The organism is Capnocytophaga sp. oral taxon 412 str. F0487 (assembly GCF_000271925.1).
Lineage (GTDB): Bacteria > Bacteroidota > Bacteroidia > Flavobacteriales > Flavobacteriaceae > Capnocytophaga > Capnocytophaga ochracea.
Window position 1 is genome coordinate 60261 of sequence record NZ_AJZR01000024.1, and the last position, 19568, is coordinate 79828.

Genomic DNA, 19568 nt, shown 5'->3' on the forward strand with positions numbered 1-19568 from the left:
GATAAAGCTGATTGATTTATTGCCCGTGCGGCTCGCTCCTAATTAAAAAACAGTTCGCGGTATTTCGTCAGTGTCCAAAGTTCGTCGTCTACCATAAGTTCAAGTTTATCGCAATGGTAGCGTATTATCTCAAAGAAAGGTTTTACTTGCGTGCAATAAGCATCGGCTTTGGCTTCAAAATCGGGTAAGTGATTGGCGTGCTTGCGAGCCTCTACCATTGCTTCCACCTGACTGTGGATAACCTTGATATGTTCGGAAATATGGCGTATGAGCTCCATTTGCTCGGCAGCTACTTCTTGATAGCTATCGCCAAATATTTCTTTTAAGCCTTTTACGTTCTCAATAAGGGTATTTTGATAACGCACGGCAGTAGGCACCACGTGGTTCAGCGCTATATCGCCCAGCACACGCGATTCTATCTGCACGGTTTTCACGTATTCTTCTAAGGCAATTTCATAACGCGCCAAAAGCTCTACTTTGCTCAGTACACCTGTACTTTCAAACAAAGCCACTGCCTTCTCACTAATGTTTTCTTTCAGTGCTTCTGGTGTCGTTTTATGGTTTGACAGTCCACGACGGGCAGCCTCTTCCTCCCATTCTTTGCTATAACCGTCGCCTTCAAAGCGTATTTTCTTACTTTCCTTGATGTAACGGCGCAACACTTTAAAGATCGCATCTTCTTTCTTCTTGCCCCCCTCTATAAGCGCATCAACTGCTTTCTTAAACTCGGTGAGTTGTTGGGCTACTATGGTGCTCAGTACCATTGTAGGCTTGCCACAGTTGGCTTTAGAGCCCACCGCGCGGAACTCGAACTTGTTGCCCGTAAAGGCGAAAGGCGAGGTACGATTGCGGTCGGTAGTGTCGAGGAAGAGGTCGGGTATTTTGCCTACTACATTTAGTTTGAGTTCGGTTTTTTCCTCAGGAGATAGGTTATCGGACGATACTTCTAAGGCATCTAACACTTGGGTAAGCTGTTCGCCTATAAATACTGATACTATGGCAGGAGGGGCTTCGTTGGCACCTAATCGGTAATCATTAGTCGCTGATGCCACTGAGGCTCTTAACAAAGGCTCGTATTCACATACTGCCTTGATAGTACAGATGAAGAAAGTGAGGAATTGCAGGTTCTTGATAGGTGTTTTGCTAGGTGCTAAGAGGTTTACGCCCGTATCGGTTACAAGCGACCAGTTGTTGTGCTTACCCGAACCATTCACCCCTGCAAAAGGTTTTTCGTGGAATAGGATGACAAAGTCGTGGCGCTCGGCTACTTTGCGCATCACGTCCATCAGCAATGAGTTTTGATCGACCGCCAAATTGGCTTCTTCAAAGATAGGCGCCAACTCAAACTGGTTAGGTGCGACCTCATTATGGCGCGTTTTCACGGGGATACCAAGCAATAGGCACTCTTGCTCCAAATCGCGCATAAAAGCCAACACACGGCTTGGAATTGCCCCTAAATAGTGGTCGTCTAGCTGTTGTCCTTTCGCCGCTTGATGCCCTAAGAGGGTGCGACCGGTAATCATCAAATCGGGGCGAGTATTAGCAAGGGCTTTATCAATGAGGAAGTACTCTTGTTCACAGCCTAAGGTAGTGGTTACTTTGCTCACATTTTTGTCGAAATAGCGGGCTACTTCGGTAGCTGCTTGGTCGAGAGCACTAAGGGCTTTGAGCAATGGCGTTTTGTTGTCTAATGCCTCGCCTGTATAGGCAATGAATATTGTAGGGATACAAAGCACGGTGCCGTAGACAAAAGGCGGTGAAGAAGGATCCCAAGCAGTGTAGCCACGTGCCTCAAAAGTATTGCGGATACCACCATTGGGGAAACTGGAAGCATCGGACTCTTGTTGTACGAGCTGTCCGCCCCCAAAGCGTTCGATAGCGCGGTCGCGGGTAACGGGCTCAAAGAAAGCGTCGTGTTTTTCGGCAGTACCCCCTGTAAGAGGTTGGAACCAGTGGGTGTAATGGGTAGCGCCTTTGGAGATTGCCCAATCGCGCATAGCGGTCGCCACTTGGTCGGCTACACGGCGGTCTATTTTAGTGCCATTGTGTATGGCGTTCATTACAGCGGCAAAGGCATCGCGGGTCATCAGTTGGCGCATAGCCTCTTCGTTGAATACATTTTGGGCAAACAGTTCGGAGCGTTTGCCATTTTCGGGTACCGCCACCGGTTTGCGGTTTTGTGCGGTAGTAAGAGCGGTGAATCTTAGCATAGGTAACAGGTAAGTTATTATTATTTTAGTTTTTAGGCAATTTTTGAGAGCGTTCAGCTATCATTTTCTCATCACGCGCTACTTTGCGCTCTAATTTCTTAATATCTTCGGCAGGAGGTAATTCTTCTGGTTTGATACCACGCTGTCCTAACATTTGTCGGACGGTTTGGTTATTTTGTACGTGCTCTTGTGTGATAGCAGGTTCGCCGTGCAAATCGTTATTCTCGACATTGTAATTGGTCATTTCTGTAGCGAGGTTCTTAGCGGCAATGGTAAGCGTTGGTAAAAAATCTGCCAAAGGTCTGTTAGCTTTTACTCCCAACCGCAGCTTCATATCCTCAGTAGTATGTCCGCCAAAAAGAGTGGTATCGCCTTTAGAACGGATACGCGCAAAGCCTTTATCATCAACGCCTCGCTCATAAATATTCTGTGAGAGTTGCTTTTCGGCACTTCGGAGTTTATCACGCGTTTCTAAACGAGAAAGCAAGTTAAGCCGTTCTTCTATGAGTTCCGCCTTACGGGTTTGTACGGCAAAATAACTCTGAGCAAAAGCTACTTCCTCTTTTTTAGGGTCGCCATTCTGTGCAATGAGATAGCAGGCGTAACGAGTAAGCATAAAATCTACCACTTCACGCTTACCTCCTTTACCAATCTCGATCATTTTCGTGACCTCACGAAAATGATCATCTACATTGATTTGTTGTGACTTACACGAAGCAACTGCTCGGTGTATCGCTACCGAAAAGTTCTCCCATCGGGCATAGCCCAATATGGTTTGTAACTCACGGGCAAACCACACTTCTATTTTCTCTTTGGCATCTTCACTTTCTATATAATGAGTAATGCCGTCAAACAGATTTTTGTACTGTAAAACACTGTTCTTATCCATAATGTTTTAGCGTTTTTAAGTTTCAAGGAGGAAATCTGTCCGATAACTACTACAACGTAATTGTAATCGTTGATTTTTCTTTCGCTTTAAGGGTAACCGTTTTCACTGTCTTCAAACTGTTCTTAGTAATTTCAGTGCCCGAAAGATTCTTCTTCCCTGCATTGTCCTCAGTGTAATACACCACAAACTGATACACTTCTTGCTCATCAATCACATCTACACTCAGTACAAACGAGGCTATCCCCTCATCATCAGTCGCCGACTGCTTCGCGTGAAAAGTAGGGTGCGAGTCACTTTTGTGTTCCCACGCCCATTCATCGTAAGCATATACCACCCAATTCTTTAAGGGCGTACCGTTGTTGTCTTTTACGTAGACGGTAACATCTACCTTACCTTCTAATCTCTTAATATCCTCTTTACTACAAGAGAGTGCTCCAAAGGCAATAAGGAGCATTAAAATCGTTCTTTTCATTTATATTTATTTTTAAACCATTAATAATATTCTATCTTGCGTTCACTAGTATAAATCAGTGTTCCCTCTTCATATTGTTTTATTTGGGCTGCACTGCCTTCAGTATCGTATCGGTAACAATACGTTAGCTTTCTTTTGTCTTCATTAGGGAAAAAAGTCTCTACAACTCTCTTTTCTTCAAAACCTTTGCGGTTATAAGTATAACTAAGTTTGTTTATGAGTCTTACTTGTTCATCTATATACGTTTCTTCAGTAAGTAAGCGCCCTTCAGCATCATAGCTAAGCAATCCTTTAAACCTTGTTTCTTTATTATCAGTGGTAATTGTTACCACACAACTCTTAGGGTCATAGTGATAAAACATCTTAATTCTTTTAGTTTTATTGTGTATCATTTCCACTTCAATAGGGAAACCTTTTTCATTCGTTTTTTTAATCTTTTTCTCTATTTCTTTCCCTTTGGTATCATAGGTAGTCATTACCACCCTTCGCTTTTTATAGTCAGCTACATTTTTTATAATTTTCCTAATAGTATCTTGGTGAAAGAACCGCAGCGAACGTGTTTCGCTTTCAGTAACGAATCCCTTTCCATTAAAAGAACAAAAAGTAGTATCAACCCCTCTAAATACGTTCCCTTCATAGGTAGTAATTTCAGTTACTCGCTTCACCTTGCCGTTCAATTCAGCTTCCTGCACATCAGTACGCAAAGGAAAGTTCTGAGCATAACTACACAGTGCTCCTAAACTAATGAATGTAAAAATAAGCTCTTTCATAAATTACAAATTAACCACTCTTCCTTTTCTATTGCGACAAAAGTAATCATTTTCTTTCATATCGTCACCTTTTTTACAATTTATTTTGTATTTTTGCGCTGTCAAGACCATAAATATTACCCAAATGAAAAGATTTTTTTACATCACTTTAAGTGCTTTATGCCTTTTCACAAGTTGCCAAAAAGACAATAACAGCGAAGATAATGGCTCTCTTATCTCCAGCAACACCCCCTTTCCAATGATGGCGTGGATAGGACTCTCCCCTCAATCCTCTACTGAAGCCTATCAAGAGATGAAACAAGCGGGCTTAAATTACAATATGTACACTTATTATTCCCCTCTTGCCCAAGTGAAAGAGGCTTTGAATAAGATGCAAAACCTACAAATGAAGAGTATTGTAAGTTGCTCAGAACTCTCTACCGATACCGAAGCAACCATCAAAGCCCTAAAAGACCACCCTGCTGTGGCGGGCTGGTTTATGGCAGACGAACCCTCAATGAAAGATTTAGATAAGATAGCTGCGAAGATGAAACGCTTTCAGCAAATCGATAAAAAAGGCATCTGCTATGTGAATTTCCTCTCAATAGACACTTCCGAAAAGCAATTAGGCGCCTCCTTTAATGTTTATCTTGAAAAAGCTACCCGCACCCTCCCTCTGCAAATGCTCTCTTCTACCTTCTACCCTATCGTACTGAACAAAGGAGCAAAAGAGAGAACCGTAAACGGATTGTGGTATAAAAACTTAGAAGTTTTCTCGGCAAAAGCCAAAGAATTACGCATTCCTCTATGGACGCTCGTGCTATCATCGTCCCACTCTCTTGGTGAAGGTGGATACCCAGAACCTACTCTTGCCGACCTCCGCTTGCAACTGTACACCAACTTAGCCTATGGTTCGCAACTGATGCAGTTCTTCACCTATACCACCCCTCCTGACAACCTAACTTACAAAGCGCCTATTGCGCCCGACGGCTCTAAAAATGCTACCTATTACCGATTAGCGCAAGCCAATGCCGAAGTACAGAAACTTTCCGGCGTGTTCGTAGGAGCAAAGATGCTCAACGTATGGCATACCGGCAAAAGCATTCCTGCAGGTACAAAAAGATTGGTATTGCCCAAAAACTTTGAAGTCCTCAAAACAGGCGATATAGGAGCAACTGTTTCGCTTTTGCAGAACGGGTCACGCTACTATTTGATGATTGTAAACCACAGTCCTCTCAAAACGTTGCCCTTAGAGATAAAAGCCACTGCCGAAGTACAAGAAGTAAGCAAAGAAGCCCGCTTGCTCCCCGTCAATTGGACAACCTCTAAAACATACACCTTAGAAGCAGGAGATATGCGCCTTTTCTCGTGGACAAAATAAAAGACTTTCTATCTTATAAACTTCCCCCATCTTACCTCCACCTTTCCCCTTTGAACGGAAGTCCGCAAGAGCGAAGTATGTGAGTAGGGAGATGTTTCTATTACACTTTCTCCTTATTGCCTATGGCCTAAGACCTCACACTTCCCCATTTACTAATTTTCTAATTTGCTAATTTCCTAATTATCCCTTCTTCTTTCCGTCACCACATTCCCCCTTTGAAGGGGGCTAGGGGGATGTTTGTATTACACTCCCCCCCTAGTGCCTATGGCCTATGGCCTATCACCTATTCCCTTTTCTTTCGCCTCGAAACCCCGTTTTTAACATTTTTTGTGTCGCTGTATTATACTATCAATCAATTTTTTACATACCCTTTCTATACCAATCGTCCAAGATTCGTATAAGCTTCCTATAAGCTCTCTATAAGCTAACCCCACCCTTCTTACACCCTTTTTTCATCAAAAATCCTCCCTCCCCTCCTCCGAACTTCTTCGCTTCCTTCCGAATTCTCCGATATGTCACTTTTTGTAGCACACACTTTGCCCAAGTTTGAAACTTGGACAAAGTTGATTGTTTGGTATTATTGGCATTTCTGGTATCTTTGGCATTTACCTCATTCTCTCATTTCCTCATTTCCTCATTTTCTCATTTCTCTCGCTCGTGTGGCTCGCACCTCATTCTCTCATTTCCTCATTCTCTAATCTCTCCCCCCGCCCGTCGTGCTACGACCCCTGTAATTACTAATGTTTAGAAGGCAGCTATCAAGAACCCTTATAGCACTATCGATAAAATTATAACCCAAAATAGTTGCATTTGGCATTTTTTTTGTAATTTTGCCCCCGAAATAATTTTAAGCAGGTGTACTTCTTATGAAGAACAGATGTAAGTCTTAAAGAAAACAATTTTTATGAAAAATATAAAAAAGAGGTATTATTGTGCCGTGATGATGGCCGTATTTTTTATGTTGGGTTTTACTGTAAAAAGTGATGAAGAGAGAACTACCGTAGTACCGCCCAGCTTTGTAGTAGATATACCTCGTTTGGTTACCGCTATGCCAAAAGAAATAACAAGCGAACCCAATCTGTTTTCCTTAAATCCACCACAAGTAGGAAAAAGTTTTATAGGCTTTAAAGAAGCCTTAGCATACCGCGAGTCACGAGGTAATTATTTTATAGTGAATAGGTTTGGCTATATGGGGAAATATCAATTCGGAAAATCAGCTTTGCAGTTCTACGGAGTAAAAGACGCTCAGCAATTCCTCAATTCCCCCGAACAACAAGAAAGACTTTTTACCCTTAGTCTTCAGCGCAACAAATGGTATTTGCGCAATGAAATCAAGCAATACGTAGGCACTAAAATTAACGGTATAGAAATTACCGAGTCAGGCATATTAGCCGCAGCTCACTTAGTCGGAGCGCAATCAGTAAAAAAATATTTGAAGAAAAAAGGACGCTATGCCTTTGCCGATGGCAATGGCACTACGTTGCAAAACTACCTAAAACACTTTGCAGGGTACGACACAGCGCACATTATCCCTGAAAAACTCCCATGTTTTTAGAAACATAAGTTAATCGAAAAACATAAACTTTCTTCATCTTTGTCAAGGTTTTATAATCTTGGCAAAGATTTCTATTTTCCTACTTCTCAGCATTTGTCAATCCCTAAATTTGCTCATTTGCTAATTACTTCATACCTTTGCACAAAAATAGAAGAAATATGAGAACTACAAATTACAAAATGATGAATTACAATGTAAGCATTCCTGAAGTTGATATGTCTATTTTTGAATCTCTCTTCAAGAAATACAATGTAATAGTAAAACCCGTGCACATATCCGAACCTACTGAAGAGTATGTACCTAATAAAAAAACTATTGAAGCTATTGAAGAAGGCGATATGTTAGTAGAAAAATACAAAAAAGGACTTGTGAAAGGCTATACGAACGCTAAAGAAATGTTTAACGACATATTATCCGAAGATGATGAATGAAGATGATGAAAGCCAAGAGTTTTTGTACACCATTTTATAAAAAAGAATTGAAGAAATACAAAAAACAACCTAAAAAGTTTGACAAAATAGAGAAGATAGTACAAATCTTAATGGAAAAAGGAAGTGAAGGAATTCCTTTTAGATATCCTCATTTGCTGACAGGAAATTATAAAGGTTGTATGAAATGCCATATAGAACCTGACCTACTCTTGATTTGGAAACAATATGAAGAAGAAAAACTAATCACTCTAAACAGAGTAGGAACACATTCCGAATTGTTTAATTAAAACAAAAAAGCCCCGCTGGCGCGAGCTTGTAGCTCGTGCCTACTATGCCTACTATAAATAGAGCTTGTGGCTCACACTAAATTTGCTCATTTGCTAATTACTTCATACCTTTGCACCATAATTGGCAAAGTTGCTAATTGACAAATCCACAAATTAACAACGAATGGTTTATAATCACAAAGAAATAGAAGCCTTTTGGCAAGAATATTGGGCTAAACACCAAACTTTCAAAGCCCAGAATAACAGTACCAAACCTAAGTACTACGTGCTCGATATGTTCCCTTATCCTTCAGGAGCGGGCTTACACGTAGGACATCCGCTGGGGTATATTGCCAGCGACATCGTAGCGCGCTACAAGCGTCACAAAGGCTTTAATGTATTGCACCCTCAGGGGTATGATAGCTTCGGTCTGCCAGCCGAGCAATACGCTATCCAAACAGGGCAACACCCTGCCCTCACTACGGCACAGAATATCGCCCGTTACCGCGAACAATTAGATAAAATGGGCTTTTCTTTTGATTGGAGTCGCGAAGTAAAGACCTCCGACCCCGACTACTATTGTCATACCCAGTGGATATTCATACAGTTGTTTAATTCGTGGTATAACAACGCAACCAACAAAGCAGAGCCTATCGAAACGCTTATCGCTCTCTTTGAAACAGAAGGCAATAGCAAGGTAAATGCTGCCTGCGACGATGATACCCCAACCTTCACTGCTGCCCAATGGCACGCAATGACAGCTGAAAGCAAACAACGTCATTTACTAAAATACCGACTTACCTACTTGGCAGAAACCGAAGTAAACTGGTGTCCTGCCTTAGGAACTGTTTTGGCTAATGACGAAATCGTCAATGGCGTATCCGAACGTGGGGGTCACCCTGTGATTCGCAAGAAGATGACCCAATGGAGTATGCGCATCACCGCTTATGCCGAACGCCTCTTACAAGGTTTAGACACCATCGATTGGAGTGAGAGCATCAAAGAAAGCCAACGCAACTGGATAGGAAAATCAGTAGGAGCGGAGATTATCCTCCCCCTAGCCCCCTCCCAAGGAGGGGGAACTGTAGCGACTAAAAGTGACGCTACCACTCCTTTCTTTATGACAGGAGGAAATAATGCATACAGACTTATAGAAGAAGCTAAACGTATGCGGAAAGAACCTACTGATGCAGAAGCAGCATTGTGGGAACTTTTGCGTGATAAAAAATTAGGAGATAAGTTTAGAAGACAACATTTAATTGATGATTTTATTGTTGATTTTGTTTGCCTTTCTAAGAATTTAGTGATTGAAGTAGATGGAGGTTATCATAATGACCCTACTCAAAAAGAATATGATGAACAGCGTACATTGTATCTCAATGAAAAAGGATTTAAAGTAATCCGCTTTACTAATGAAGAAGTTCTTGGTAATATAGAAGCTGTTTTAACAAAAATAAAAGATATACTTGTTAATACCCCTAATTTCTCAAAACAAAATAATACTTTTGAGAATAATGAAGTCGCTTTTGCGGATTCTCCCCTCTCCTTGGGAGAGGGGCAGGGGGTGAGGATATTCACCACTCGCCCCGATACTCTCTTCGGTGTTACTTACCTTACCCTTGCTCCCGAGCACCCCTTAGTATTGCAAATTACTACTGAGGAACAACGCGCTGAGGTAGAAGCCTACATCGCTGCTACTGCCAAACGCTCAGAGCGCGACCGTATGGCCGATACCAAAACCGTATCAGGAGCTTTCACAGGGGCGTATGCCGTGCACCCACTTACCGGCAAGCAAATTCCTATTTGGATAGGCGATTATGTGCTTGCTAGCTATGGTACGGGTGCTGTAATGGCGGTGCCTGCTGGCGACGACCGCGATTATGCCTTTGCTAAACACTTCAAAGGGGCTAAGGGAATGCCCGAAGTGATTAACATCTTCGATAAAGATATTTCGGAAGCAGCCTTTACCGATAAAGAGCGAATGACTTACCAAAATTCGGATTTTCTCAATGGTTGCACTAACTTTAGCGAAGCGGTTGACAAAGTGTTAGCTGCCTTAGAAGCCAAAGGAGCAGGCAAAGCCAAAGTGAATTACCGTCTCCGTGATGCCGTATTCTCACGTCAGCGTTATTGGGGCGAACCTTTCCCTGTATACTATGAAAACGGCTTGCCACAGATGATAGGCGAGGAGTACCTCCCTATTCTTCTACCCGAAGTAGAGAAATACCTCCCTACCGAAGAGGGCAACCCACCGTTGGGCAATGCGACTACTTGGGCGTGGGATACCATAAACCATAAGGTAGTGAGCAATGAGCTTATTGATAACCAAACTGTATTCCCATTAGAATTGAATACGATGCCAGGTTGGGCGGGCTCTTCGTGGTATTGGTTGGAGTATATGATGGAAAAAGACGCACGTGGAACCTTCCCTACCAAAGCCGTAGTAGACTACTGGCAAAACGTAGACCTATACGTAGGGGGTAGCGAACACGCCACAGGGCACCTCTTGTACTCTCGTTTCTGGAACAAATTCCTCAAAGACCGCGGTTTTGCCCCTACTGAAGAACCATTTAAGAAACTCATCAATCAAGGAATGATATTGGGTATGAGTGCCTTTGCATATCGCTTAGAGGGTACCAATACTTTTGTATCTAAAAATCAAGTAAAAGGACAATCAGTACAACCTATTCACGTTGATGTTTCTCTCTTAAAAGACACTTCCGATGAATTAGACATTGATAAATTCAAGGTGTGGCGTAAAGAATTTGCTAATGCAGAGTTTATTTTAGAAGAAGATGGTAAGTATATCACAGGTCGTGAAGTAGAAAAGATGTCTAAATCCAAATACAATGTGGTAAACCCCGATGATATTTGCGAGCAATATGGTGCGGATACTTTGCGCCTCTACGAAATGTTTTTAGGACCTTTGGAACAAGCCAAACCTTGGAACACGGCAGGTATTTCGGGGGTATATAACTTCTTGCGCAAGCTATGGCGTTTGTATTTCAATGATAACGGCTGGCAAGTAACCGACGAAGCTCCTACGCCCGAGATGCTCAAAGCACTGCATAAGACAATTAAAAAGGTAAATGAAGATATCGAGAATTTCTCATTCAATACCTCGGTGAGTCAGTTTATGATATGTGTGAATGAGTTATCATCGCTAAAATGCCACCATAGAGACGTTTTAGCACCTCTTTCGGTACTGGTAGCACCCTTTGCTCCACATATTGCCGAAGAGCTCTGGAAAAGGCTCGGAAATACCGAAAGTGTAACTTATGCACCTTATCCCGTACACGAGGACAAGTATTTGCAAGAGGACAGCAAGGAATATCCTGTATCGTTCAATGGCAAAGTACGCTTCAAACGCGCTTATGCTACCAGTATGAGTGTGGCAGAGATAGAGCAAGCCATCCTCGCCGATCCTCAAACCGTTGAGCAACTCCAAGGCAATACTCCTAAAAAGGTAATTGTCGTACCTAATAGGATTATCAATATTGTAATGTAGAAAAAAGTCGTTAGTCAATTAGTGATTAACGACTTTTTTATTTTGAGTTTTCAGCCAAAATTATGGATACACTTTTTCTCTTCCCGTTTTTTATTTTTCTCTTGGTTCTCCTCATTCTCGGTGTTAGTATGTACTTTATAATAGTGCGCAAAAACGAATTCGAAGAGCGCTTGGCACTTTATCGCCCTCAGCACCAACTGTCGCAAAAGCGGGAGGCTTATTTGAAAAAAGTGCGTAAGTTCCGCTTGTGGGTTACCGGTTTTATTATTGTGATGTTTACAGCGCCTTTGTTTGTCTATCTTGTGCTGATGATACAAGAAGGTGTAGAGGTGCTACACTTGTTGTTTCCTGATGAAATAATAGGGGAAACTCTCCTTTCTTTACTTATTCCCTTTTTGGTGTATTACCTCCTTTCTTATGTATTCAAGCGCAACGAAAAAGCTCTGCGTATGCTGGTAGAACAAATGAGTGATAGTGATTTCGACTTGCTGTTAAAAGTAAAAGATAGTCTATTTGTTCTCACTCGCTACAATCCGCCGTTTGTGTTGTGCAACAAGCAACTGTACTTCTTTATTTTCTATGCGATTCGTGAAATTGACCCTACTAAAATCACGGAGATAGATTGGGGTTATAGCAAAAATGGTTTATATGTAAAAATCAAATCACCTAAAGTTACTAGGATTACGATGTCGCGCGAGACATTGTCTTATCTCTTGCAAATCATTAAAAAATATAACTCAAAAATACGAACTTTCTAATTAGCAAATGAGGTACGAGCTTGAATTAGAGGAATGAGGCTGTGCCTCAGAAATTAAACAAAAATCAAACAAAATTAAGGCTACGCCTTGTGAAATGGGGAGAGAGTTGAGTCGGAGTTTTCGGAGAAGCTTGAAGAGTTCCTGAATTATCGGAGAGAAACGAAAAACATCAAAAGCAAGTTGTAAGGATTTTTGGCGAGAAAAGGCTGTTAGGTGGGTGGGGTTAGCTTATAGAGAGCTTATAGGAAGCTTATACGAATCTTGGACGATTGGTATAGAAAGGGTGTATAAGTTGTTGATTCATACTATAATACAACAGCATTAAAAATGTTAAAAACAGGGTTTCGAGGCGAAAGAAAGAGGAAGAGGTGATAGACCTTAGGCCATAGGCACTAGGGGGGAGTATGACGGAAAGGAGAAGGGATAATTAGGGAATTAGCAAATTAGAAAATTAGTAAATGGGGAAGTGTGAGGTCTTAGGTCATAGGCAATAGGAGGGAGTGTGACGGAAAATCAAAAGAAACCTCCCCCTAGCCCCCTCCAAAGGGGGAATGTAGTGACGGGAAAGCGAGAAAAACCTCTCCCTATTCACATACCCAGCTGTTGCTGGTTGCCTTCGAAGGGAGAATGTGGTGAGGGGAAGCCGATGCAAAATCTTAGCACAACAAGCAGGTATGAGCCACGCGCACAGGTGTAGCGCGATGGGTAATTAATTTAATATGAATCGGATATGAGGAAAATGTTATTAAAGTTATATATGTAAAACAAATAAATTGCTTCATTACTTTAAAATCTCACACAAAGCTAGCAAGTGGTCTCTGCTGGGTATGTGGAAGATTGATTTCACTGATTACAATATACGTACAACTGTAAATCAGTATTATACATTGAACTGACATTATTTATAAAAAATATTATACTCTCTTCACTACTATTGCCGTTATGATAAATGATAGAAAAGCAGGAATAAACCACTCTATTCGGTAGTCAGCCAAGGGTAATAACGTTTTGAAGTTATTAATCCACGCTATATGTAGCAAATCACCTATGATGAAAAGTCCTGATAATATAGCCGTGAGCGTTACCCCCACTATATAAGGAGCGTTGCTCTGCACCCGTTTGCCAAAGAAAAGCACAAATAAGGTAAGTGCGATGGTAATAGGATATGAGAAATCTAACAGATAGCCAGCGTAATGAATGATTTCATCTACACTTCTGATAGAAAGCGCAAACGACACTAAGGAACAAATCCACACTCCCCATTTATAAGGGATACGCCCTTTGCTGATGTTCTCGAAAATCTCACCCATAGCCGATACAATAGCAATAGCCGAAGTAAGGCAAGCAAAAGCTACCGCTACCGATATTACAATACCACCATTGTCGCCTAATACGCTATAAGCTATATGCTTGAGAATATCTATATAGCTAATCCCTTCGGAAGAAGAAAGATTAGAGGTAGCTCCCAGATATAGCAATCCTCCATAGATAAACACCAAACAGCCAGCGGCTATGACCCCAGAGAGTATGGTTACTTGCTTTTTCTCAGCCTCACTGCGGTAGCCCTCTTGCACGATTGACGAGATAATGAGCCCCGAAAAAATAACGCCTGCAAGCACATCTAAGGTTAAGTAGCCTTTTGAAAAGCCAAACGCAAACGCCTCTCCAAAGCTATAGCCGTTGTCTACCAATTCCTTAGGCGCATTGATGGTGCCCACGACTATCAGGATAGTAAGTGAAAGGATAAGAAAAGGTGTGAGTATTTTACCGATGATGTCTACTATTTTGGCTTTCGAGATAGAGAGCAAAAGCGTGATGCCAAAGTACAGCACCCCAAAAGTAATTTTGCCTATTTGAGGGAAGAAAGGTTGTACTGCCACCTCGTAGGTTGTAGACCCCGTACGCGGTACGCAGATAAGGGGACCTAAGGTAACAATGATTAAAAACACAAGCGTATTTACGAATAACGGAGGGAAGCGCTTGCCTAAATCGGTGAAAGTAAGTCCTACAGAGGCTACCATTACCACCGCTAAGAACGACAGTAGTATGTCCGACACAAAAAAACCTGCAAAAGCCACACCACTTAAAGCTCCTATTTTTAAGCCTATATAAGGGGGAATAACCAAATTGCCCGCTCCAAAAAACATCGCAAATAGAGCAAAACCTGCTGTTAGAATTGTAATGAATTTCTTTTTGTCCATAATAAATTAGGTTTATATAGGTTAGAATGCTACAAAGGTATAATTTTCTTTTTATAAAACAAATCTTTTCTTTAATTTCTTTTTAAAGTTTTTATTAGTAGCTTCGTAAATTATTCTTACTTTTGTCGTCAGAATCTTAATATTTAAATTAAAATGACAGGACTTTCAGCTATTGACTTCGAGAGCTCAATCAGAAATTGGAAGAAAGGTGTTTTTAGCTACGCCTCTACAATGGCAAATGAAGGGGGACGAGAAATAAATTTTGGGAGATTGGGAATTAGTTTGTAATTTTGCGCATCAATCGAGATAGGACAGAGAGACGAGAGGGGCTGGTGAGATTTAGAAACTAAAAAATAAAACAAACAAAAATGAATGATTTTTCGACTGCGGATTTTGAAGGACTCATTAAAGAGTGGATTACAGGACTTATTAAATTTGCGCCTACACTATTGTGGGCAATTGCGCTTTATTTTATAGGGCGATACATTATTCGGTTTATTGCAAAACTCCTTAAAGGCTTGATGGTACGCCGTGGAGTAGACCTCGCTTTGCAAGGATTCCTCTTGCAAGTAGTACGGTGGATACTCTATATTGCTCTGTTCCTTACTATCGTGCAAGTGATAGGTTTGCCTGCGACTCAGTTTATCGCGATTATTACCAGTGGTTTTGTAGCAGTGGGGTTAGCCTTACAGGGGTCGCTATCTAACTTTGCAAGCGGGATAATGATTCTTATCTTTAAACCTTTCCGCGTAGGCGATACCATTGAAGGTAATGGCGAAAAAGGGACGGTAAAAACCATTGGACTCTTTGCTACAACTCTTAACAAAGCCAACAACGAGCAGGCGATTATCCCCAACACCCAACTTTTTAGCAATAGCATTATCAATTACAGTAGGGAAGAGAAGCGCAGGGTGTACGTATTAGTAGGCATAGGTTACAGTTCGGATATTCAAAAAGCTCGCGAAGTGCTCTTACAAATTGCCAAAGAAGAGCCCAAAGCCTTGCCTGACCCTGAGCCTGTGGTATATGTAGAGGAATTGGCTGATAGTTCGGTGAACCTTTCACTGCGCTATTGGTGCTTGACTTCCGAGCACGCAGGGTGTATATTCCGTACTTTAGAGACTATCAAAAACCGCTTCGACGAAGCGGGTATAGAGATACCATTCCCACAAGTGCAAGTGCATCAGTAGAGAGGCTGTGATTAATGGTTAATGATTAGTGATTAAAATTGTCCTTTATTCATTGCTAATTGATATTTATTTTATATTTTTGCAACGTAAAAACATAAAAAACTATGGACGCAGAGCTTATAGATAATATCTTAACTGAAGACGACCTCCTTCTTAAACAACAAAAAGAAGCGAAAAAGTATAGTATACAAAAAGGTTTGGAGGAAGATAAGGCAGGGTTACATATTCCTCAAGAAGATGTAGAACAAGAAATGAATGCGATATTATGGTCGTAGTTTGGACTCCTAAAGCAAAGGAGGAGCTGAAAGAAATTCTTGTTTATTGGAAAAAACGGAACAAAAGTAATACTTATTCAGTAAAACTGAATATAGAGGCACAAAAAGTAGTTAAATCTCTTATTGATAATCCATACATCTGGCCTATAGAAGAAGGATATGAAGATGTCCGTTCTGTTTTAGTATTTTATAATTACTCTATTTTTTACAGAGTAGAAAACAATATTATTCGTATTCTTTCTTTTTGGGACAATCGAAGAAATCCTAATAGCTTAGATTTATTTGATTTTTAAAAAGAAAAAACATACAGATACCGGCTACAAAGATAGTCGGTATTTTTTTTGTGAATATTTCGTTGTTAATTGTTCTTTATTTAGTACCTTTGTGGCGTCTTTAACATCATAAAAATGATTTTACAATGAGAAAAATCTTCTTTTTTGCCTTCGTGGCTATTGCTTTGGTGAGTTGTCGTAAGAAAGATGACAACGGTAACGAGGTAAACGTATCGCCTAATGACTACACTCTCAGTGCCGATGGTCTTACCTTAATAAAATGGACTAATGGTAGTACTATTTCTATTGATATGCAAGGGGATAGCAATTTGCGGAAAGTAAACACTATTGCCGAAAATGCTTTTAAAGACCTTAAAAGTTTAAGAGCGATTACTTTTTCGGACAATTTAAAAGAAATAGGTTCTGATGCCTTTTCAGGAACGAACCTCAGTGATGGCGTAAACTTCAACTCTTATTCAGACGTTGTTTTTGGCGAGAGGGTTTTTTATCGTTCGAATATTAGAAAAGTGGTACTCCCCAATACTAAAGCGTTATCTAACCGGATTTTTGCTGAATGTAGAAACTTAAAAGAAGTTACTTTTAAAAGGACGGGTATTATAGGCGATGGGGCTTTTTCGTCTTGTGGAACTCTTGAATTAGTAGATTTAACAGATGCGGGAGTTACTCATATAGGGAAAGAGGCTTTTGCTAACTGTAAACTTTTAAAAAGGGCAATCCTTTCGGTAACTATGAACTTAAAGACGATAGGAGATAAATCGTTTGCGAACTGTACTTCGTTAGAGAATGTTACTATTCTTGCGCTTTACCCGCCGTATTTAGAGGGAGATCCTTTTTCTGGGATAGCTAAAACTAAGTTTCCTACTTTTTATATCCCCAGAAAACCTAAGGATTTATTGGATATATACAAAGGGGATAACAATTGGAAAAATTTAGTTGATAAGATTCAGTTGATACCAAAATAATTAGGTGCGAGCCGCACAGGCAGTCGTAGCACGACGGGCGGTGTAAGCCACACAGGCGGGGGAGAAATGAGAGAATGAGAAAATTAGAAAATTATAGAATTAGAGAGTGAGGAAATGAGGAAATTAACAGATTAGTAAATGGAGTAAATGTCAATAATACCAGAAATGCTAATAATACTTACCGATAATCAACTTTGGCAAAGTTTAAAACTTTGCCAAAGTTTGAGATGAAAAAGTGATATGCTGGGACTGTTAGGAGCTTTCGAAAGATGTCGGAGAAGAACGGAAGAGAGCTGAGAGAAGTTTTGATGAAAAAAGGGTGTAAGAAGGGTGTGGTTAGCTTATAGAGAGCTTATAGCAAGCTTATACGAATCTTGGACGATTGGTATAGAAAGGGTATATAAAGAGTTGATTCATAATATAATACAACAATGCAAAAAACGGTAAAAACAGGATTTCGAAGCGAAAGAAAGAGAAAAGGTAATAAGCCTTAGACCATAGGCACTAGGGGGAGTATGACGGAAAGGAGAAGGGGTAATTAGAGAATTAACAAATTAGAAAATTAGCAAGGGAGAGCACGAGCTAAAAGCTCGCGCTAAAAAAGAGGGAAGACGGAGACGGAAAAAGTGAAGGTAATGTGAGGTTATAGCGCGACGAGCAGATGGGAAATTAGGGGATTAGTGAATTTGAAAATGAGAAAATTAGTAGCTTACAAAAATTGATAAATACGATAAAAAATAATTATACAATGAGAAAAGTTTTATTATTAGCTTTGGCGATGGTTGCTTTGGTGAGCTGTCGGAAGAGTGATGATGACAGCAATGGTAACTCCACTGCTGATTATGAGCTCAGTGCTGATGGGCGTACGCTTATCAAATGGAAAAACGCGAATACTACGGTGCTTGATATGCAAGCTGACGAGAAGCTCAGAAATGTGAACACTATCGGGAAAGAGGCTTTTAAAGAACATCAGAACTTACAGTCGATTACATTCCCGAATAACTTGAAGGAGATAGAAGAGAGTGCTTTTGAAGATGCAAACCTCAGCGGTGAGGTTGTCTTTAACACGAAAGCTACCGTTGATTTTGGCGAAAAGTGCTTCTACCACACTCATCTGAAAAAGATAACATTCCCCAATATGAGTGTGTTAGGTATCAATGCTTTTTCAGTTTGTAGGGATTTAAAAGAGGTTACTTTTAATAAAGTAAAGAAATTAGGTGATTTTGCACTGAGAGATTGCAATGCTGCCTCGCTTACCTTCGAGGGGACGGGGCTTACTGAAATAGGGCACGGCACTTTTGTGGGGATGTGGAAGCTAAAAGAGGTTACTTTACCCGAGACGCTTGCCAGAATAGAATCAGATGCTTTTTGGCAATGCATAGTGCTGAAAAAGCTTACTATTAAAGCGGTAAATCCACCTGCCTTGCATATTAATAGTATTTTTGGCACTAACGATAAAAGTGTGATACCTACTATTTATGTGCCTAAGGGTTCGGTAGAACAATACAAAAAAGCGACAGGCTGGAAAGATTTTGCGGAGAAAATACAGGCAATTAATTAAATTAGAGAATGAGAAAATTAGGAAATTTGAAAATGAGAAAGGTTTTATTATTAGCTCTTATAGGGATTGCTTTGGTGAGCTGTCGGAAGAGTGATGATGACAACAACGGTAACTCTACCGCTGATTATGAGCTCAGCGCTGATGGGCGTACGCTTATAAAATGGAAAAATGCGAATACTACGGTGCTTGATATGCAAGCTGACGAGAAGCTCAGAAACGTGAACACTATCGGGAAAGAGGCTTTTAAAGAACATCAGAACTTACAGTCGATTACATTCCCGAATAACCTGAAAGAGATAGAAGAGGGTGCTTTTGAAGAAGCTAGCCTTAGTGGTACCGTTACCTTCAACACCTCTGCTACGGTAGTTTTTGGTGAAAAAGCCTTCTTCAAGACAAAAATTAGAAAACTCTCCCTTCCTAATGTAAAAAGACTGCCCTATAGCGTATTGTCAATGTCTTATAATCTCGAAGAATTACACTTCAATAAAGTAGAAATATTAGGATTTGGCGCTATTGGGTGGAATTATCTAAAAGAAATTAACTTAGAAAATACAGGACTCACTGATATAGAAACTGTAGGAATTTCGGGGTGTACGGAGATGAAGAGTGTTGTCTTGCCTGCAACACTGAAGACTATAGGGTATGATGCTTTTTGGTATTGCCAACAGCTTAAAACAGTAACGATTAATGCTGTAAACCCTCCTGCCTTAGTGAATAACCCGTTTAGGGCTACTCGTATAGAAAAGATATACGTACCTAAAGGCTCGGTAGAGCAATACAAAAGAGCTACTTTCTGGAGTGCTTTTTCTGATAAGATATATCCGAAAGCACAATAAATAATAATTGAGGGCGGTATGTCATATCCAA

The 19568-nt window shown here is 40.7% G+C and carries 17 protein-coding genes; 12 read left to right on the forward strand and 5 right to left on the reverse strand.

Annotated features, from left to right (window positions below):
- Nucleotides 1–38: 38 nt before the first annotated feature.
- From HMPREF1321_RS03905 to HMPREF1321_RS03920, 4 genes are read right to left on the reverse strand one after another with little or no spacing between them, the layout of a single operon-like run.
- The gene (locus tag HMPREF1321_RS03905; protein ID WP_009421440.1) at nucleotides 39–2210 is read right to left on the reverse strand and encodes a glutamine synthetase III; all 2172 of its coding nucleotides are present in this window, start codon (nucleotides 2208–2210) and stop codon (nucleotides 39–41) included.
- A 25-nt stretch (nucleotides 2211–2235) separates the two neighbouring features.
- A complete protein-coding gene (dinD, locus tag HMPREF1321_RS03910; RefSeq protein WP_009421499.1) occupies nucleotides 2236–3099 on the reverse strand; it encodes a DNA damage-inducible protein D in 864 nt (287 codons plus the stop codon).
- A gap of 49 nt (nucleotides 3100–3148) precedes the next feature.
- Entirely contained in the window at nucleotides 3149–3571 is a 423-nt protein-coding gene (locus HMPREF1321_RS03915; RefSeq protein ID WP_009421434.1) for a hypothetical protein, read from the reverse strand.
- Between the two features lie 20 nt (nucleotides 3572–3591).
- A complete protein-coding gene (locus HMPREF1321_RS03920; RefSeq protein WP_009421433.1) occupies nucleotides 3592–4341 on the reverse strand; it encodes a hypothetical protein in 750 nt (249 codons plus the stop codon).
- A 124-nt stretch (nucleotides 4342–4465) separates the two neighbouring features.
- On the opposite strand from HMPREF1321_RS03920, the gene HMPREF1321_RS03925 reads away from it, so the two are divergent.
- The 6 genes from HMPREF1321_RS03925 (at nucleotide 4466) to HMPREF1321_RS03950 (ending at nucleotide 12219) form a co-directional block, all read left to right on the forward strand.
- Nucleotides 4466–5701 (forward strand): hypothetical protein, encoded by a 1236-nt coding sequence (locus HMPREF1321_RS03925; protein WP_009421503.1) that lies wholly within the window; start codon nucleotides 4466–4468, stop codon nucleotides 5699–5701.
- Between the two features lie 904 nt (nucleotides 5702–6605).
- Complete coding sequence (locus HMPREF1321_RS03930) at nucleotides 6606–7256, forward strand: hypothetical protein (protein WP_009421512.1); 651 nt, start codon at nucleotides 6606–6608, stop codon at nucleotides 7254–7256.
- Nucleotides 7257–7414: 158 nt separating this feature from the next.
- The gene (locus HMPREF1321_RS03935; protein ID WP_034575653.1) at nucleotides 7415–7687 is read left to right on the forward strand and encodes a hypothetical protein; all 273 of its coding nucleotides are present in this window, start codon (nucleotides 7415–7417) and stop codon (nucleotides 7685–7687) included.
- A gap of 47 nt (nucleotides 7688–7734) precedes the next feature.
- Nucleotides 7735–7974, forward strand: coding sequence for a type II toxin-antitoxin system YafQ family toxin (locus HMPREF1321_RS03940; RefSeq protein ID WP_410492492.1), 240 nt, complete (start codon nucleotides 7735–7737; stop codon nucleotides 7972–7974).
- Nucleotides 7975–8137: 163 nt separating this feature from the next.
- Nucleotides 8138–11461 carry a leucine--tRNA ligase gene (locus HMPREF1321_RS03945; RefSeq protein ID WP_009421500.1) on the forward strand — a complete coding sequence of 1108 codons (3324 nt, stop codon included), beginning with the start codon at nucleotides 8138–8140 and terminating at the stop codon, nucleotides 11459–11461.
- 62 nt (nucleotides 11462–11523) lie between these two features.
- Nucleotides 11524–12219 (forward strand): hypothetical protein, encoded by a 696-nt coding sequence (locus HMPREF1321_RS03950; protein WP_034575654.1) that lies wholly within the window; start codon nucleotides 11524–11526, stop codon nucleotides 12217–12219.
- A gap of 914 nt (nucleotides 12220–13133) precedes the next feature.
- Here the strand turns inward: HMPREF1321_RS03950 and brnQ are convergent.
- The gene (gene brnQ, locus HMPREF1321_RS03955) at nucleotides 13134–14420 is read right to left on the reverse strand and encodes a branched-chain amino acid transport system II carrier protein (RefSeq protein WP_009421501.1); all 1287 of its coding nucleotides are present in this window, start codon (nucleotides 14418–14420) and stop codon (nucleotides 13134–13136) included.
- A 368-nt stretch (nucleotides 14421–14788) separates the two neighbouring features.
- Here brnQ and HMPREF1321_RS03960 point away from each other — a divergent pair, with 368 nt between their 5' ends.
- The 6 genes from HMPREF1321_RS03960 to HMPREF1321_RS03985 all read left to right on the forward strand — a co-directional run bounded on the left by HMPREF1321_RS03960 (nucleotide 14789) and on the right by HMPREF1321_RS03985 (nucleotide 19537).
- Nucleotides 14789–15610, forward strand: coding sequence for a mechanosensitive ion channel family protein (locus HMPREF1321_RS03960; protein WP_009420349.1), 822 nt, complete (start codon nucleotides 14789–14791; stop codon nucleotides 15608–15610).
- A 104-nt stretch (nucleotides 15611–15714) separates the two neighbouring features.
- Nucleotides 15715–15885: a hypothetical protein gene (locus HMPREF1321_RS03965; RefSeq protein ID WP_009418193.1), complete on the forward strand. Its 171-nt coding sequence runs from the start codon at nucleotides 15715–15717 to the stop codon at nucleotides 15883–15885.
- Complete coding sequence (locus HMPREF1321_RS03970) at nucleotides 15876–16178, forward strand: type II toxin-antitoxin system RelE/ParE family toxin (RefSeq protein ID WP_009420348.1); 303 nt, start codon at nucleotides 15876–15878, stop codon at nucleotides 16176–16178. The genes HMPREF1321_RS03965 and HMPREF1321_RS03970 overlap by 10 nt, the downstream gene beginning before the upstream one ends.
- Nucleotides 16179–16303: 125 nt before the next feature.
- Complete coding sequence (locus tag HMPREF1321_RS03975) at nucleotides 16304–17140, forward strand: leucine-rich repeat domain-containing protein (RefSeq protein WP_009421491.1); 837 nt, start codon at nucleotides 16304–16306, stop codon at nucleotides 17138–17140.
- Nucleotides 17141–17888: 748 nt separating this feature from the next.
- Nucleotides 17889–18701, forward strand: coding sequence for a leucine-rich repeat domain-containing protein (locus HMPREF1321_RS03980; RefSeq protein ID WP_009421438.1), 813 nt, complete (start codon nucleotides 17889–17891; stop codon nucleotides 18699–18701).
- Between the two features lie 8 nt (nucleotides 18702–18709).
- Complete coding sequence (locus HMPREF1321_RS03985) at nucleotides 18710–19537, forward strand: leucine-rich repeat domain-containing protein (RefSeq protein WP_009421476.1); 828 nt, start codon at nucleotides 18710–18712, stop codon at nucleotides 19535–19537.
- Nucleotides 19538–19568 lie beyond the last annotated feature (31 nt).